The 16,490-nt window shown below is 57.1% G+C and carries 12 protein-coding genes; 4 read left to right on the top strand and 8 right to left on the bottom strand.

All coding sequences use genetic code 11. From position 1 onward, the window contains the following. Positions 1-111 precede the first annotated feature (111 nt). Together M7Q83_RS00810 and M7Q83_RS00805 are read right to left on the bottom strand one after the other, a co-directional pair. Positions 112-489 carry a hypothetical protein gene (locus M7Q83_RS00810; protein ID WP_298334379.1) on the bottom strand — a complete coding sequence of 126 codons (378 nt, stop codon included), beginning with the start codon at positions 487-489 and terminating at the stop codon, positions 112-114. Beyond that, positions 479-1,453 (bottom strand): YbhN family protein, encoded by a 975-nt coding sequence (locus M7Q83_RS00805; protein ID WP_298334377.1) that lies wholly within the window; start codon positions 1,451-1,453, stop codon positions 479-481. Before M7Q83_RS00805 ends, M7Q83_RS00810 begins: the two co-directional genes overlap by 11 nt. Before the next feature lie 278 nt (positions 1,454-1,731). On the opposite strand from M7Q83_RS00805, the gene M7Q83_RS00800 reads away from it, so the two are divergent. Together M7Q83_RS00800 and M7Q83_RS00795 are read left to right on the top strand one after the other, a co-directional pair. After that, positions 1,732-2,934 (top strand): FAD-dependent oxidoreductase, encoded by a 1,203-nt coding sequence (locus M7Q83_RS00800; protein ID WP_298334375.1) that lies wholly within the window; start codon positions 1,732-1,734, stop codon positions 2,932-2,934. Beyond that, positions 2,927-4,273 (top strand): carboxyl transferase domain-containing protein, encoded by a 1,347-nt coding sequence (locus M7Q83_RS00795; protein ID WP_298334373.1) that lies wholly within the window; start codon positions 2,927-2,929, stop codon positions 4,271-4,273. Before M7Q83_RS00800 ends, M7Q83_RS00795 begins: the two co-directional genes overlap by 8 nt. Positions 4,274-4,321: 48 nt before the next feature. Here the strand turns inward: M7Q83_RS00795 and mobF are convergent, their stop codons facing one another. The 3 genes from mobF to M7Q83_RS00780 all read right to left on the bottom strand — a co-directional run bounded on the left by mobF (position 4,322) and on the right by M7Q83_RS00780 (position 8,590). Then, positions 4,322-6,418 carry a MobF family relaxase gene (mobF, locus tag M7Q83_RS00790; RefSeq protein WP_298334371.1) on the bottom strand — a complete coding sequence of 699 codons (2,097 nt, stop codon included), beginning with the start codon at positions 6,416-6,418 and terminating at the stop codon, positions 4,322-4,324. Between the two features lie 166 nt (positions 6,419-6,584). Beyond that, positions 6,585-7,946 (bottom strand): aspartate aminotransferase family protein, encoded by a 1,362-nt coding sequence (locus M7Q83_RS00785; RefSeq protein WP_298334368.1) that lies wholly within the window; start codon positions 7,944-7,946, stop codon positions 6,585-6,587. Between the two features lie 197 nt (positions 7,947-8,143). Then, the gene (locus tag M7Q83_RS00780) at positions 8,144-8,590 is read right to left on the bottom strand and encodes an Lrp/AsnC family transcriptional regulator (protein ID WP_366525230.1); all 447 of its coding nucleotides are present in this window, start codon (positions 8,588-8,590) and stop codon (positions 8,144-8,146) included. 575 nt (positions 8,591-9,165) lie between these two features. Here M7Q83_RS00780 and M7Q83_RS00775 point away from each other — a divergent pair. Further along, on the top strand, positions 9,166-10,599 hold the full coding sequence (locus tag M7Q83_RS00775; protein ID WP_298334364.1) for a gamma-aminobutyraldehyde dehydrogenase: 1,434 nt from the start codon (positions 9,166-9,168) through the stop codon (positions 10,597-10,599). A gap of 274 nt (positions 10,600-10,873) precedes the next feature. Here the strand turns inward: M7Q83_RS00775 and M7Q83_RS00770 are convergent, their stop codons facing one another. From M7Q83_RS00770 to M7Q83_RS00760, 3 genes are all read right to left on the bottom strand, one after another. Beyond that, complete coding sequence (locus M7Q83_RS00770; RefSeq protein ID WP_298334363.1) at positions 10,874-12,130, bottom strand: aminotransferase class III-fold pyridoxal phosphate-dependent enzyme; 1,257 nt, start codon at positions 12,128-12,130, stop codon at positions 10,874-10,876. Between the two features lie 33 nt (positions 12,131-12,163). Further along, entirely contained in the window at positions 12,164-13,441 is a 1,278-nt protein-coding gene (locus M7Q83_RS00765; RefSeq protein ID WP_298334361.1) for an FAD-dependent oxidoreductase, read from the bottom strand. 102 nt (positions 13,442-13,543) lie between these two features. Beyond that, positions 13,544-14,599: an alanine dehydrogenase gene (locus tag M7Q83_RS00760; RefSeq protein ID WP_298334359.1), complete on the bottom strand. Its 1,056-nt coding sequence runs from the start codon at positions 14,597-14,599 to the stop codon at positions 13,544-13,546. A 265-nt stretch (positions 14,600-14,864) separates the two neighbouring features. Here M7Q83_RS00760 and M7Q83_RS00755 point away from each other — a divergent pair, with 265 nt between their 5' ends. Next, positions 14,865-16,442 carry a gamma-glutamyltransferase gene (locus M7Q83_RS00755; RefSeq protein ID WP_298334357.1) on the top strand — a complete coding sequence of 526 codons (1,578 nt, stop codon included), beginning with the start codon at positions 14,865-14,867 and terminating at the stop codon, positions 16,440-16,442. Positions 16,443-16,490 lie beyond the last annotated feature (48 nt).

Below are 16,490 nucleotides of genomic sequence, written 5' to 3'. Positions count from 1 at the left end.
AACCACGGAGCGTTTTCTCATCGCACGCCGTTGATGATGCTCAACCGATTCCCTATGACAGGGCGATAGCCCCACCATACACAGGCCTTCTTGGCTTGAACACCAAAGCGCTCAGGCGAGATCGAGTAATTTGGGAGCCTTTCGAACGTGCTGGAGATGACCGACTAAATAGACAGGACGCTCGGTATAGCCATAGAGCTCGAGGACAAAGCGCCTCCGAGTCGACAGGTTCCTGTTGAGAAACATGATCACGCAGTACTGGCCAGGTGCAATCGTTCCAAACCCCAAGTGTGCCATCCCACGAGCATTGAGTTGTGCCAGTCCCCGAAAACTATCGTCATGAGGCGCCATCGTCAGTGCTCGCTGAAGCGCGTCAACGCAGTTAGCTGCAGAGGTGCCAGATACCGACCGAGCACCTCCGCAGGAGGCGAGTGCCACCGCGGACAACACGAGTGCCACCGGCCACCGCCGCCACCACTTAATCCTCACGCAGACCTCCCAACAGAAAATAACTACTCCAACCGATGGGGATCCACAACCAATAGCTCACTACCCGGTAGAGCAGGACAGCAGCCAACATCGACGATGGGGCTCCACCAAAGGCCACCAACGCAACCGTGATCGACCCCTCAACCACTCCGAGCCCACCTGGGGTAATCGGAAGGTTGGCAGCGAGTGCCCCAAGCACATAAGCGGCCGTGACTCCAACAAGACCAACGTGCGCATGGACGGCGACCAGACTCAAAACCAAGGTGGCGAGGTCAAAGAGCCAATTCCCAAGTGCCCCAAGCGATGATTGCACGATAGCGCGCGGCCGATAGCGGAGCTGTTGCGCCATCAAAATACTGGACTGGTTGGATTGACCCTGCACGTGTACGATGCGACGGAGATATGCGCCTACCCGGATCGCCACGACGAGGACTCGATCCATCCGGATGATCGCAGCGACGGCTAGCAATAGCAATCCAAACAAAATCGCAATATCGACATTGCTTAGCACAGCAGTTGCCTGGGTGTGCGCGACAAGTACCAGGCCAAGCAGGACCAAAAGGGCAACGATGGCGAGCAGATTCCCGGCGAGCAACGCAGCCGTCGCCTCAAGGGGGCTACAACCCCTGCCTCGAAGCTTGCGATAAAGATACGCAACAGAAAAACCAGCACCAAGTGGTATGGAATCATTCATGGCGATCGCCGCGAGAGAGGCTCCAAAAAACCACCGTCGTGTCAAACGGCCTAATCGGGTTGGCAAGAGGTAGTACGTCATCAGCGAGTACGATAGGTCCGACAGAACCTCGAGGGCGAAACCGATCACCATCAGTCCAAAATCCGCGGTCGACAGCGCTGCGGCGGTACCGCTCAGTTGCCCACGCTCACTGTAGATCACCAAAGCGGCCACGACAAGCGCAACCAGACCGATGACTATCTGCACCCCGCGGCGGGTCGAGGTCTTCATCGCCAAGGCACTACAGGCCTTTGATAGCACTTCGTCGTCTTACCTACTCGCGTCACCGGTCATCATCAGTCTCTATTCTCAGCAGGTTAGAGGCCGACACCAACGATTACGCCCCTAGCGGCTCGCAGCCTGGCCAGGAGCGACTCATCTCGCAAGACTCGTTACCAACTCCGGACGCTTGCCGGCCCCACCGACATTAGCGTGAATGATGACATCGGCTGCCTAGCGCTCGCGAGGGATTTGGGTGGGGATGGTCATCGATAACGAGAGGGAGGCGAGTGGCGGAATCTCCAACGGTCGCAATCGTTGGCGCAGGCATGGCTGGCTTGGCGGCTGCACACTACCTTGCGATCAACCACATTGACTTCCAGGTCTACGAAGCCTCAGATCGCCCAGGTGGCCGCGTTGCGACTGATCATGTCGACGGGCTGATCCTCGATCGAGGATTCCAGATCATCCTCGATGACTATCCAGAACTTCGTCGACTCGTTTCAGTCGCAGAGCTGCCCTTACAGCATCTTTATCCGGGTGTCTATCTGCAACGCTCAGAAGGGCCACTTTTGCTCTCTGACCCTCGTCGCGTCCCTGGCACCTATCGAGCGACCTTCTCCGCTCTGGCCCGTCTCCTGCAGCTCCCGAACTGGCAATCCCTCCTTCACTTCATCACCACCCAACATCCGACGATCGCTGATCTCGGCGGGCTGCTACCACGCCCACTCTATGAGAGCGTTTTTGCTCCCCTCTTTCGCGGCATTACCATCGACCCCGATCTCGTCGAGCCAGCAAGTTTTGCCGGTTTTGTCTTGAGACGCCTCTTGAACGGTTACGCGAGTTTGCCGACCGAAGGAATGGCCCAATTGCCAGCCATCATCGCCCGTACTCTCCCGGGAGGAATTCACTACCACCACCGGGCAGTCTCGGTGGCCAGCGGACAACTGGCCTTTGAAAATGGAACAACGGTGTCCACCGACTGGATCATTTTGGCCGTAGATGCGCCGGCGCTGGGCCCACTACTCGATCTCCATCTCCCAGCGATGCGTTCTGTTGGCTTTATCCATGTGCTGAGCAACCGTCGTCTCTTTGGCGTACCCGCCGTCGTGCTGCCACCACTTGGGAGTCCTATCTACACCGTTGCACCCATGAGCGACATCGCACCCAGCTACGTGAGCCACGATCCAGAACGGCACCTCATCACCGCATCCTGCGATCCGACGGCGCCCCCGGCCGAGGTGCGTAGTGCGCTGGCACTCGCCCTTAACTGTGATCAACAAGACCTAGACTTCGTCGAGTTTGGCGTTGTCGAGGCTGCCCTTCCGCGGAGCACACACACCGTCAACGAGATAGGTCAACGTGTTCTTCTCGCCGGGGACCATCTTGGGACCCCTTCGCTCAACAGTGCTATCGAGTCAGGCCGGAGAGCAGCCGAACGCATCATACGGACCGCCCAAAGGCCAACAAAGGAGCTAAAGACCGATGGCTAGGAGAAGCCCCCATCTTGAACTGAAGGCATCCTCGACCGGTTCCACCCGATCGGAATTCCGTACCTTTGATGGGCGTCGCGTTATGTGGATCTCATCCCGAGCAACGACAAGGCGGGGAGCGCTCTCTGAACGCGACGGAGAACGCATCGCCCATGCCGCCTCTACAGCTGCAAGCATTGGCGTACCGATCGTCTGCGAACTCTCAACCTCAGGTGCCAAAATCCAAGATGGGGTCGCTGCGCTGCATGGTTGGGGGATTGCCGCACGCGCACTCGCACACTGTTCGGGTCAAGTGCCCATTCTGATCGGCCTCACTGGGCCAGCAGTCTCAGGCCCCGCTTTACTCCTCGGACTCGCCGACTACGTCGTCATGGCACCGGACTCCTTCGCCTTCCTCAGTGGGCCCCAGTCAGTCGTCGAATTCACCGGCGTCTCGGTGACAAATCAAGAACTTGGCGGTGCATCTGTCCTGCTCAACCGCTCAGGCGTTGCTTTTGACGTCGCCAACGACCGACGTGATATCGAAGAGTCAATCCTGAAACTCCTGAGCTATCTCCCGGATTCCACGAATGAACTCCCAACAAGAGTAGACTCCAACGACCCTGCCGATGTCGACCTTGATATGATTATCCCTGAACAGCCAACCGCGGCCTACGATGTCCGCGACCTTGTCAGTGGTATTGTCGATCACGACACCTTCTATGAACTTCGGTCCACTTGGGCGAACCAACTCGTAACGGGACTCGCCCGTCTTGAGGGTCGCACCGTTGGAATTCTGGCAAATCAGCCCAAAATAATGGCGGGTACCCTCGACATTCCTGCGGCTCAGAAGGGTGCTCGTTTCGTTCGTTTCTGCGACTCCTTCAATATCCCGATGATCACGCTCGTCGATACACCCGGCTTTTTGCCGGGCAAGGACGTTGAGTGGCGTGGCATGATTCGCCACGGTGCCGAACTCGCGTTCTCCTATGCCGCATGCAATGTGCCACGCATCTGTCTCATTACGCGCAAAGCCTACGGAGGGGCATATATCGTCATGGATTCCAAGGGGATCGGCAACGACCTCACCTTCGCATGGCCTTCAGCAGAGATCGCTGTCATGGGAGCACAAGGAGCCGTAGAGATCATCTACCGGCGCGCGCCTAATGAAGAACGACTCCGCCATCAACAAAAATACGAGGACGAGTACCTCACCCCCTGGATTGCTGCGGAACGGGGTTTTGTCGACAACGTGATCGAGCCGAATCGAACCAGGGCCCATCTTGTTCATGCCTTTGATCTTCTCGCCACCAAGAAGGAACGGCTACGCAATGCAAAACATGCTAATTCGCCGCTCTAGCCCCTCGCTTCATCGCCACCAACCGTTTTGCAAGGTTTCGAGTTTCCGCTAGCGTGAGCGACCGCGGCTCAAGGCATCCCGTTCGCGATACAATCCGAGCTGCTCATCCATGATACGGTCTCTCCCTCGGCGATCATCGAATCCGAGCTCTTGGGCCCGATCGTAGATGCTACTCAACGTCGTGGTGACCGCACGAAGCTGATAGAGCTTCTCTCCGTGAAAACGACCATTTGTCCTAGCGAGTTCTGCGCGTCGCGCCAGTGAGATCGTGCTCGTGGGTTGTGCATCCAACCAACTCACTCCATGGCCGTCGGTGCTGAGACGCAAATGATGAACCAGCTCGCTCAATTGTTGTTGGCACAGATAGGCACGCTCGATACTTCCCATATCCTTCCCACCGAGAGGGCCAAACACCACCAGGCGTCGATCGTTGGACTCTGCAGAAAAACCCACTGGTCGCGCTTCCTGGATCGGTACCATCTCGGTCGTTTCACCGATGAGGACCTGGAGATGATGGTCTTGGGCGGCGATGATTCTTCCGCTACGGCCATCTGGCATCGTCACTGGCTCACCCCGGAACAACGGTCGTGAACCCATATGGCCGACTACCGCCTCGGGCATCTGTCTGCCGACTTCCCTGCGTAGTTTGGCGCCGAGCCCCGGTGAGGAGGCAGCGAAGGCGACATCTTCCTTGCATTCTGCGCGTACCCAATCGACACAATCAGCGACAAACGCCTTCCATAAAGCGACCGAACTCTCTGCCAGCACAAGACTCTTACCCTCATCGTTACGCAATCCAAGCATCGTCGTCGCGACCGATCCATGGAACGACACTCCTGGACTCCGCACCACTGTTTTTCGCTGCCTAACCAAGTCACCGAATTCAGAAGGGGGCAACGCGTTCACATCAACCACGAGCGTTGCCCCGTGGATCGATTGGCGATATTGGCCAAAACTGTTGACCAGCGTCGCCTCCTGCGAGGTTCGCGTCTCCACGGTCACTCGATCCCCCGGACGCAACCCTGCCCCTTCAAGTGCGGCAACCATCGGGATCACCTCGCGCGAGGCGAACACTTCTTGCAGATGTTTCGTTGGTACATCCATCAAAGCCAATCGCTCTGCAACCGGCAAGGAACGATAGGTTTGACAGAGCGATCCGTCAAGCCCCGTCCTCTTGCCAGCGAGCGTAATCCTTTCACCCCTCGTGAGCCGTGCGGCCCGTTGCTCCCCCAGCGCAGCACGAAGCGCCACCTCCTTCGCCGTCGCTAAGTCCGTTGCACCTCGTTCTATTGCCTTGACTAACTCGTTGAGGAGTGGGTCATTCACACGAACGACTGCTCTCGCTTCCCCAGCAAGGACAGGTGGGGCCGCCACCTCACGGGACACCGAGCGTGCCTCAGACTCCCAACGCGCACGAAGTTCCGACTGTAGATGTGGAACCTTCTCCTGGCGAGTTCTCAGGGCCGCCAACTGACGCATCCGTCCAGAACCATGATCGCCGCTGAAAGCGATAACCTCGTGACGCCGCTTGGAAAACACTTCATTGAGACCTGCAGCCTGCCCCGCCACCCGCCACGATCCGAGACCCTGGCCAATGAGCCCGATCCCAAGCGCCTCTAGTTCGTGAGCCAATTCGGTCCGGTAACAGAGCTCCCAGACAGGGAGGCCACGTGCCCAATGCGCGTGGTCGAGTGCGACCCTTCGCCCGTCTACATCGGCGTAATTCAGTACAACGAGGTGGGAATGAAGATGCGGATCACCGGAGCGAGAGAGCCGATGGCCGACATCAAAGGCGGCAACCCCCGCAACCGGTTGGATCGTACCGTGAATGGTTTTCGCTGCGTCAAACTCAGTCATCAGCTCAAACGTATGGCGAACGGCAACATGGTGAGCCGCCTCAATCTGGATGCGCTCCGCCTCCGGCGCAAGTGCCCAACGGACCGAGACAGCTTTCGGGGCAGCAATCGTGAAATCCAACGCCTTGATAGGGTAACGGATGGTCGTGGCGGCACTACCGAGGTCAACAAGCTCAACGGGGACATCCGACTGGCACCCCACGCCAACCCGGTTGACCACACCGACTTCATCACGTAATTCTCGCTCGATATAGTAGTCGAGAGACCCTCGAATCTTAAACAGGCGCAACCCCACCCCCCTTGGTTTCTCACCGTTGAGGGTGGGGACTCCACCAATCGACCGGCCCACGATTCGGCCCGACTACTCTTCCCTAATCGTACGTCTACAATCCTAGGTCTGCCCAGCAGGTCCCGGCGCTTTCCTGCGAGAAGCAGGAAGCGTCGAGGATGCCCGGCTAGAGCGCTGCTTGTGCCGCCTCAAAGGCCTCTCGAAGAATAGATACCATCTCATCGAACTGCTCAGAGTCGCAGACAAGCGGTGGCGAGAGCTGGACCACAGGATCACCACGATCATCAGCCCGGCAGATCAATCCGAGTTCGAAAAGCTTCGGTGTCAAGATCCCACGCAGAAGTCGTTCTGACTCGTCATCGTTGAACGTCTCCCGAGTGCTCTTGTCCTTCACCAACTCGATTCCGTAAAAGAAACCCGTACCTCGAATCTCTCCCACGATGTCGAGATCAGTCAGGGTCTCGAGCTTTGCCCGGAACTCACCTTCCTTGCCACGGACATGGTCAAGAAGCTGATCACGTTCAAAGATATCGAGGTTTGCGAGAGCTACTGCCGCGCTAACCGGATGTCCTGCAAACGTGATGCCATGGAGGAAGCTATTCTGTTCCTTCAAGAACGGCTCCATGAGGCGGTCAGAGGCCAACATCGCGCCGATCGGAGAGTATCCAGAGGTCAATCCCTTGGCGCAGGTAATGATATCAGGCTGGTAGCCATACTTTTGTGCACCAAACCAATAACCGAGACGGCCAAAGGCAGTAATCACCTCATCGGACACGAGCAAAATATCGTACTTATCGCAGATCTCTCGCACCCGCTGGAAGTATCCCGGCGCTGGCGTGAAGCAACCTCCCGCATTCTGGACTGGCTCAAGGTATACGGCGGCTATCGTCTCTGGCCCTTCGAACTCAATTCGCTGCTCAATATCATCGGCGCAGGCCAGATTACACTGGTCAAGCATGGCGCAGTCAACACAGCGATAGTGATTCGTGTTTTGGACCTTGATGGCCCCCGGGACAAGCGGCTCAAATGGGGTCTTAATACCTGGGAGACCTGTCAGCGATAGAGCACCAAAGGTGGTCCCGTGATACGAGAGGTTGCGGGAGATGACCTTGGTCTTCTCTGGCTTGCCGATGAGTTTGAAGTACTGTCGTGCCAACTTCCACGCTGACTCGACCGCCTCTGATCCACCAGTCGTAAAGAACACGCGATTGATATCGCCAGGGGCGATCGCCGCCAGCCGATCAGCAAGCTCCACTGCCGGCTGGTGAGCATAACTCCATAGTGGGAAGTAGGCTAACTCGCTCGCCTGCTTCGCGGCCGCTTCAGCCAACTCAGTACGCCCGTGACCAACCTGAACCACAAAGAGCCCGGCCAGTCCATCGAGATAACGCTTGCCTTTGCTGTCATAGACGTAGGGCCCCTGGCCCCGTACCATCACTGGCACCTCGTGATCGGCGTACGAAGACATTCGCGTAAAGTGCATCCAAAGATGTCGCTTGGCTGATTCTGAAAGCTCTTCTGTATTCATTTCCTCTTGTCTCCTTCTCTGGGCACTTGTTGTGCCACATCTGCTTTGACACTCGTGGTGTCAGATCTCCCGCGACGCACAGAACGCCTGCTCGACACGCATTCAGCTCGAACCGCTGATGGAGCTATTGGTGGGTCTCTACGGTGCCACGCTAGCAGAACAAACCACCACCATCAACCGCAACAGGACTCCGCCTGCTAACGCGTCCCCCAACTGTAGGTCTGCTTCTCCAATCTCAGGTACACATTCACCTCAGCGGAGACAACTCCCTCGAGCGTTCGTATGCGATCACTCATGAGCTCGAGGAGGTGCTCATCATTCTCGCACACCACCTCAAGGAGAAGATCATACCGACCAGCAGCAATGACCACATAATCAACCTCCGGCAACGCTGCACACTGCTCTGCGACAGACGATAACGTACCAGTTACCTTGAGTCCAATCATGGCTTGGCGCATAAACCCAACTCTCGTTGGATCGGTAACCGCCACGATTTGCATGACGCCGTTATCGATGAGTCGCTGAACCCGCTGACGGACCGCTGCCTCGGATAGGCCAACCACCTTGGCAAGAGCGGCATATGATGCGCGGCCATCCTCCTGCAAGAGTTCGATCAAACGTTTTGATGTCCCATCAAGAGTCATCGCCGGGTGCCCACTGGGATTCTGATCCCGGATTGGCGGCAACCCCTGGCCACGGATCAACGGGAAAGTGCGTTCTACCTTCCCAGCTTCACTACGATTCGCCAAGCGTCATCCCCCTCTCCTGTCCTCTCCATTGTCCACCAATGTGACCGTTTGGTTAGCATCCTCACACTTCATAGCGATCAGCAGCAGTCCCATCTCTGCGAAGCACCGTCATTGGTGAACCAACCACCGACACCGCGCAACGAACACTGGCTACGCTCCCTTGTGAGGAGCCTATTCTGGGAGGAACTTATGTCTACTTACATAGAGCAACCACAACGACACAACTATTCTTAACCATATTTTAGGCATTGTCAACCGAATACGCACTATTTTTATTGAAATTCTGCGATTTCCATCGTAACACCTGCGTGCAGGACCGAGATAGTGTAAGGTAAGGGGAGAGTGGGCTCGTAGCCCAGATGGTTCCGTCAACAGCGCTAGTGATGCGGATCGTCATCGAAGCACTGGGTAAAGACCAGCCATAGCAGTACGGCCATAGCAATATGGCCCAACAAGGAGGAGGGTAGTCCATGAGCGAACAGTTTCACAATTATATCGGCGGCAACTTCGTCGAAGCTAAATCCGATGAGTCGATGAAGATCGTGAACCCGTCGACCGGTGAGGTGTACGCAACGTCTCCAGCCTCGCGAGAGGCAGACATCGATCTCGCTTTCACGAGCGCAGCTGAAGCCTTCGAAAGTTGGAGAGATTCAACACCTTCAGAACGAAGCCTGATGCTTATTCGATTGGCTGACGCTATCGAAGAACACGCCGAGGAGCTTGTCCAAGCGGAGACCACCAATACCGGCAAACCAGTCGGACTCACCATGAGTGAGGAGATTCCACCGATGGCGGACCAGATCCGCTTCTTTGCTGCCGCTGCTCGCAATCTCGAGGGCAAGAGCGCTGGTGAGTACATGGCTAACCATACTTCCTATATTCGCCGTGAGCCAATTGGTGTATGCGCTGCCGTGACGCCATGGAACTATCCGATGATGATGGCCATATGGAAAATCGGACCTGCGCTAGCGGCAGGCAATACCTTGGTCTTAAAGCCATCAGACACGACACCCGCAAGTTCGACCATTCTTGCCCGCCTTATCGGCGAGATCTTTCCAGCCGGCGTCTTTAACGTCGTCCTCGGCGACCGAGATACCGGACGCCTGCTCGTCAGTCATAAGACACCGCAATTGGTAGCAATCACTGGCTCGCTCCGTGCTGGACGAGAGGTTGCGATGGCTGCCGCAGCGGATGTCAAACGTGTCCACCTAGAGCTCGGTGGCAATGCACCCGTCATCGTCTTCGACGACGCAGATGTTGCCCGAGCCGCCGAAGGCATCGCCGGAGCCGGCTACTTCAACGCGGGCCAAGACTGTACCGCAGCTGCGCGAGTGCTAGTCCAGCGAGGAGTACATGACGCCTTCGTCGAGGCGCTTTCAAAGGCTGCCGCCGAGACGAAGACGGGGGCACCAGGAGACGATGACGCCTACTTTGGCCCCCTGAACAATATCAACCAGTATGACAGAATTCTCGGACTCGTCGATCGACTGCCTGATCATGCAAAGGTGACAGCCGGTGGGGCTCGGATCGATCGGAACGGCTACTTTTTCCCCGCCACCGTCGTAGACAATCTTCGGCAGGAGGACGAGATTATCCGAAATGAAATTTTTGGACCAATTATCACCGTTCAAACCTTTGACACAGAAGAGGAGGCGGTGAGGCTGGCCAACGATGTGGAGTATGGCCTCGCATCGAGCATTTGGACTCGTGATCACGGTACCGCCCTACGTGTGTCACGCAATCTCGACTTTGGTGCTGTCTGGATCAACACCCATATACCGATCGTCGGCGAGATGCCACATGGTGGTTTCAAGCACTCAGGTTATGGCAAAGACCTTTCGATGTATGGCTTTGAGGACTACACCCGTATCAAGCACGTGATGAGCTACACCGGCAAGGATTGACCCCGACGCGCCGCATACCGTCACAGGGTTCTCACGTCCCTTAACACATACGTAGGGCACAGACCGAACCCAACAAGGCCCTGGATCTCTATCCAGGGCCTTGTTGCTACCAGAGATACATGTCGGCGTTGGACGTGGCTCGCAACAGTCACTCCAAACGCACCCATGGACAAGGCGGTGCGAACAACGTCTCGCCAACGCCGATCAATCTCGACGCGATCATTGCGTTGACATCACCGGAACCCGTCAGCCATTTAGCGCTCGTATGAGCAGCTCACGCAGTTGCCTCGACCGATGCGCGAAACCCATCGAGCATGGTATCGATCTGCTCTTGCGAGATGATGAGGGGCGGCATCCAGCGAATGATGTTACCAAAGGTCCCTGCGTTCATCGCAATAATCCGATGGGCAGTAAAGAGTTCCTTCAAAATGGCGGTGGTCCGTGCTGCGTCTGGCGCTCCAGTCACCGGGTCGACAATCTCTACACCAACCATCAAACCGAGCGAACGAATCCTCCCAATCTCCTTGCGTGACTCGGCAATGCGGCGCAACCCTTCAGCGAGCTGCGCCCCTCGTTGGGCGGCGTTCTCAACGAGACCCTCCTCCTGAATGACATCAAGGGTTGCGATTGCCGCCGCGACGCCAATAGGATTGGCACCATAGGTTCCACCATGACTTCCAACGGTCCACTCCTTCATGATGCCATAGGAGGAGCCAATCGCTGAGAATGGAAACCCTGACGCGATGCCTTTAGCCATCACGAGAATATCGGGGCTGACGCCCGCATGCTCAACCGCAAACATACGCCCTGTACGTCCAAACCCGGTCTGCACCTCGTCAGCCACAAAAAGGATGCCATGCTGGGTACAACGCTCGCGAATCGCCTCAAGGAACTCAGTTGGCGCTGGCAGGTATCCACCCTCACCCAAGACCGGCTCGATGACCATCGCTGCGGTCTCGCTCGGTGCCGTTTGTGCCGCTAATAGGTAATCGAGATAATCAATCGCTTCGCCAACACTTGTACCATCAGCTCCACCCGCGCGCGGAAAGCCGGGGAACAATGAGACAAACACTCCAGCTGGAAGTGGTTGATAGCCAGCTCGATAACCAGTGCGGGAGGTGGTCATCGCCATCGCCTGAGCCGTACGCCCATGGAAGCTTCCCTGAAAGACGATAATATTCGTGCGCTTGGTGTACTGCCTCGCCAATTTGACCGCGGCTTCCGTGGCCTCGGCACCAGAGTTGCTGTAGAAAAAGGTGTCGATCCCCGCAGGGGTAACGCTCTCCAAACGGTCCGCGAGTTCCTGCAATCGGTGATGAGTATAGATGTTGACCTGCGCGTGAATGAACTCTTGCGCCTGTTCGGCAATGGCCCTGGCCACCCTGGGGTGGCTGTGACCTGTCGATGTCACCGCAATGCCCGATGTTGCATCGAGATAACGCGTACCCTCGGTGTCGAAGACGTACGCACCCTCTCCACGCACAACCGTCAGTGGGGTGAGTTTTGACCAGACTGGTGCTAGATATGCCACATTTCCTCCTTTGTTTGCTGTTGTATCATGACTTTATCCAACTTGACCAATTAAGGCGCGCCTCAAGGTGTCAAGAAACCGTACGGGAACGCCACGTTGCTCACCGATGTCGACGAGTTGGGTCATCAGTAGCCCCGCGTTAATCCCTAGGTAGCGCAGAGGTTCTGGCTCCCATACACGCGGAACTCGCCTAAAAATGGCGTGCATTGCTGGAAGTTTTTGGGGGGAGACCAGTCCTTGGGCGACGAGTCTACCCATCAGGTTGGTCATCGCGACACCGTCGCCAGCGTACCCGTACACCTTGGTAACGCCGGCCGACTCATCGACATCAATACGCGGGAACCAGTCTCTGGTCACTCCGAGCGTACCTCCCCAGAAGGCAGAAAACTCGATACCACCAAGGCCTGGCAACAGCTCCAACAGCGTCTGCTCGAGTCGCCGCCGCATTCCCCTACCCCGATCAGGTGCCGGGGTGATCACCGAACCATAGCCATAAGGGGCACCACGCCCACCAAAGGCGATGCGCCGATCGGCGGTGATCTGTCCATAAATGACCAGATTCCGCTCATCGGCGAAACTCAAGCCAAGTTGAGGACTTCCAATCGCTTCGTACTGTGCGTCACTCAGCGGAGCGGTGACTACCATCATCGAATACAGGGGAAGAACCAACCGGTGCCAATCGGCGAATTGAGCGGTGTACGACTCCGTGGCGAGGACGACTGCTCCCGCTTGCACGGTGTGTCCGTTTGCCACCAACGCATGGTCTCCGATACTGCTCACGTTCGTACCCTCATAGATTCGTACGCCGAACTCCTCGAGTCGATCGGCAAGACCGCGCACCAATCTGGCCGGCTGCACCGTCGCACACTGCGGCTCATGCGCGGCCCCAATGACGTGCCTCGCCCTCAGGAAGCGATCGGTTCCACGCGCATCCAACAGGGTCGTTACGTCCTTGACTTCGCCCCGCAGCCGCTGCCATTGCACACGATCCCTAGCAAGGACCAGCGTGCCTGCCTTCGTGAAATCACACGCGATATGGAGCTGATCGACTTGCTGGGCGATCTCATCGACGGTCTCTCCGAGTGCGCGCAACAGTTCGTCCGCGAGTTGTGCACCATAGATCCGTTCCACCTTCGAAGCCGGGACCGGAAAGAGACTTGAGACCCAACCACCGTTGCGCCCCGACGCCCCAAAACCGACATAGTCACGCTCAAAAACAGCGATACGGAGCGTGGGATCGAGTGCAGCAAGATATCGCCCCGTCCACAATCCCGTGAGGCCCCCGCCAACGATCGCGACATCGACCTGCATCGACGATTGCAGCGATGCCCGCGGGGTTATATCACCTAGCTGCTGTAACCAAAAGCTCGGAGGACTCACCACAGGCTATCGCTCAATCATCAAATAGTGCCGCTATAACCCAAGCGCCTTAGCGACGACCGGATGTACGATCTCGCCCTTGGCAACGTTCAGCGAACCGGTAAGTACCGGATCCTGAGGATCTCGCGCCAACCGGACAAGCTTTGGAGCCACTGCCGCTGACAATGCTCGCGACGCCGTCTTCGGGTATTGACCAGGGACATTGGTGACACAGTAGTGTATCACACCTAACTCCTCATAGATTGGCTCAGAGTGCGAAGTGGGTCGCGATGTCTCAATGCACCCTCCCTGGTCAATCGCGAGGTCAACAACGACAGAGCCCGGCCTCATACTGGCAATATGGTCACGCAACACGAGCTTTGGTGCCTTAGCACCGGTGACCAATGCAGCACCCACAACGAGGTCTGCCTCTCTCACTGCCTCACTAATCGCATGCTCGGAACTGGCGAGTGTTGCGGTCACCGTACCCTCTTGCTGGGCCATGTACAGTCGGTGAAGATCGATGTCCACTCCAGTAACTTCAGCATCCATTCCTCGAGCACCGCGAGCTGCCATCGTGCCTGCTACACCCATACCAATGACCACAACTCGCGCTGGCGGCACTCCAGCCGATCCACCAAGGAGGACTCCGGAGCCACTAGCGAGATAATGAGCACCAACGATCGCGGCCGTACGCCCGGCCACCTCGCTCATAGGCGCGAGCAACGGGAGGCCACCTTTTTCCTCCAATGTCTCATACGCGAACGCGTCGATACCGCTATCTGCGAGCGCCTTCGCAAGTGCAGGCTCTGCAGCGAGATGGAGATAGGCAAAAAGCGTGAGATCCTTACGGAAGAACCCCCACTCCGACTCCTGTGGCTCCTTCACCTTCACGACGAGATCAGCGGCCCAGGTTGCCTTGGCATCTGGAGTAATCTTGGCCCCAACAGCCTCGTAATCGGCGTTAGCGAAACCGGCACCTACGCCTGCGTTCGTCTCTACCCACACATCAAACCCAGCCTGAACGCAGGACTTCACTGCCGAGGGATCAAGCGCTACTCTTCGCTCTCCGTCCTTGATCTCCTTAGGAAGGCCGATCGACTGAACCATACAATTACTCCTCAATCACTCGTGGCGACAGACAACGCTGGCGACAGAAACCATGGTGGGACAACATTGAAAATTACCCCGATTCCATGCTAGAGCATACGCACCAACCATGCAAGCGAATCCATAAAATTCAGGAGTGGATTCTGCTGATTCAACACCTAATGACGAAAATCTAACGGTAATCCTCATTCGCCGAGGCACCAACGATCACGATTGCCCCGCAGACCGACGCAAGAGCACCAGCTAAAGGCTATTCTTAGGGCCAGTGCACTACTTCTCACCATCCTTCAGCGAACTCTTCCCGAATGCAGCCGTCTCCTCTATCGATCCGTTGGCATCACAGGCAGCCATCCACCTCTTGCGCAAGGGTGGCTCCGCCGTCGACGCCGCTATCGCGGCCAACGCCGTGCTCTCGGTAACCGCACCTGACCAGTGTGGCCTAGGGGGTGATCTCGTTGCGTTGGTCTACTCCCCTCCCTCATCTCGGGGTCCGGCTCAAGTACAGTCGCTCCAGGCGATAGGTACCTCCGGCACTGGGGCATCGGCAGAGATGATGCGCGCGAACGGCCATCGGACGATCCCACGTTCCAGTCTTGGAGCCCTGACGGTACCTGGTGCGGTCGACGGATGGTTAGCGCTCCACCACAGATTCGGCAAACTTCGGCTTGATCAAGTGCTCGAGATTGCTATCGATTACGCCACCAACGGATTCCCCGCGTCCAACCGGCTACGACGGAACTATGAACAGATCCGCAGCCATGCCTCAGGGGTTGAACTCGGTGGCTTCTTGATGGCAACAACGAGCTCTGCACCGCTCGTGCGCCGCCCTGGCGTTGCTCGGACTCTTCTAGCAATCTCCAAACTTGGACGCGAAGGATTCTATGCTGGCGAATTCGGAGCAGAGCTCATGAAGCTCAGTGACGGTGTTTTCCGACCCGACGACTTGGCTAAACCCATTGCGAGGTTTGCAACGCCGCTGACAGCGACCCTCTTTGGACATGTGTTGACCACCAACCCTGCACCGAGTGCAGGGTTTCTTATCCTTGGCGCGTTGGCACAGCTCGGCAACACTGCCACCACATTCGGTGATGCGGATTGGTACGTAGAGCTCATCGAGGCCTTCCGCACGATTCGTTGGATGCACGGCTATCACCACGATGACGCTGATCTCGCAAGTGTCCTAGCTGGCACAATGAGTTCTGCCGCCCCTCGCACCCACACCGTGGCAAATGGGCCGGACACAACTGCGATCACCGCGGTCGATGAAAACGGGCTCGCGGCCGTTCTCGTGCAGTCCAACGGACATGCCTTCGGTTCACGTCTTGCGACACCTGATACCAACATCTTCATCCATGATCGCGGAGCAGTTGGGTTTAACCTGCTGCCTGGCGATCCAAACGAGCTCAGACCCAGAGCGCGTCCTCGTCACACGCTTGCACCCATCATGGCCCAGACCCTCAGTGGTGATCTTGCCCTGATCGCCGGTACGATGGGCGGAGATCGGCAACCCAGCATTTTGGCCCAGGTCATCACCGCAGCATTACGCGATCAGAGCGATCCACGTGACGCTCTCGTCCAACCACGCTTTGCCTTCTCGTCGATGACCTCGAGCGAGCTGTCGGGGTTTGATACCTATGACGGGAGCCAAGAACCGATTATCACTTGCGAAGATCATCTGTCGCCATCGATATTCGATGAACTCACACGAAGATTGGGTGCAGTGGTAGCGACTCCCGCCTTTGGCACGGAGTCTGGTGTGGCGCATGTCACCCTACGTCGATCACACAGCTGGATGATCGCGGCAGATCCACGATCAGAGGCCGCTGGAATTGCCGGTTACTAGCTAACGCAACCGGGTGATTGCCTCGCTGCCAAGCAAACCTTCTCTCGA

The organism is Ferrimicrobium sp. (assembly GCF_027364955.1).
GTDB lineage: Bacteria > Actinomycetota > Acidimicrobiia > Acidimicrobiales > Acidimicrobiaceae > Ferrimicrobium.
The sequence above is the reverse complement of the archived record's forward strand: the minus strand, read 5'-3'. Positions and strand labels throughout refer to the sequence as shown.

Excerpts from the sequence above, each read along its gene's own strand:
- M7Q83_RS00805 (WP_298334377.1), bottom strand. The coding sequence starts at position 1,453 with ATGAAGACCTCGACCCGCCGCGGGGTGCAGATAGTCATCGGTCTGGTT.
- M7Q83_RS00795 (WP_298334373.1), top strand. The coding sequence starts at position 2,927 with ATGGCTAGGAGAAGCCCCCATCTTGAACTGAAGGCATCCTCGACCGGT.
- M7Q83_RS00785 (WP_298334368.1), bottom strand. The coding sequence starts at position 7,946 with ATGAATACAGAAGAGCTTTCAGAATCAGCCAAGCGACATCTTTGGATG.
- M7Q83_RS00780 (WP_366525230.1), bottom strand. The coding sequence starts at position 8,590 with ATGACTCTTGATGGGACATCAAAACGTTTGATCGAACTCTTGCAGGAG.
- M7Q83_RS00775 (WP_298334364.1), top strand. The coding sequence starts at position 9,166 with ATGAGCGAACAGTTTCACAATTATATCGGCGGCAACTTCGTCGAAGCT.
- M7Q83_RS00765 (WP_298334361.1), bottom strand. The coding sequence starts at position 13,441 with ATGCAGGTCGATGTCGCGATCGTTGGCGGGGGCCTCACGGGATTGTGG.
- M7Q83_RS00760 (WP_298334359.1), bottom strand. The coding sequence starts at position 14,599 with ATGGTTCAGTCGATCGGCCTTCCTAAGGAGATCAAGGACGGAGAGCGA.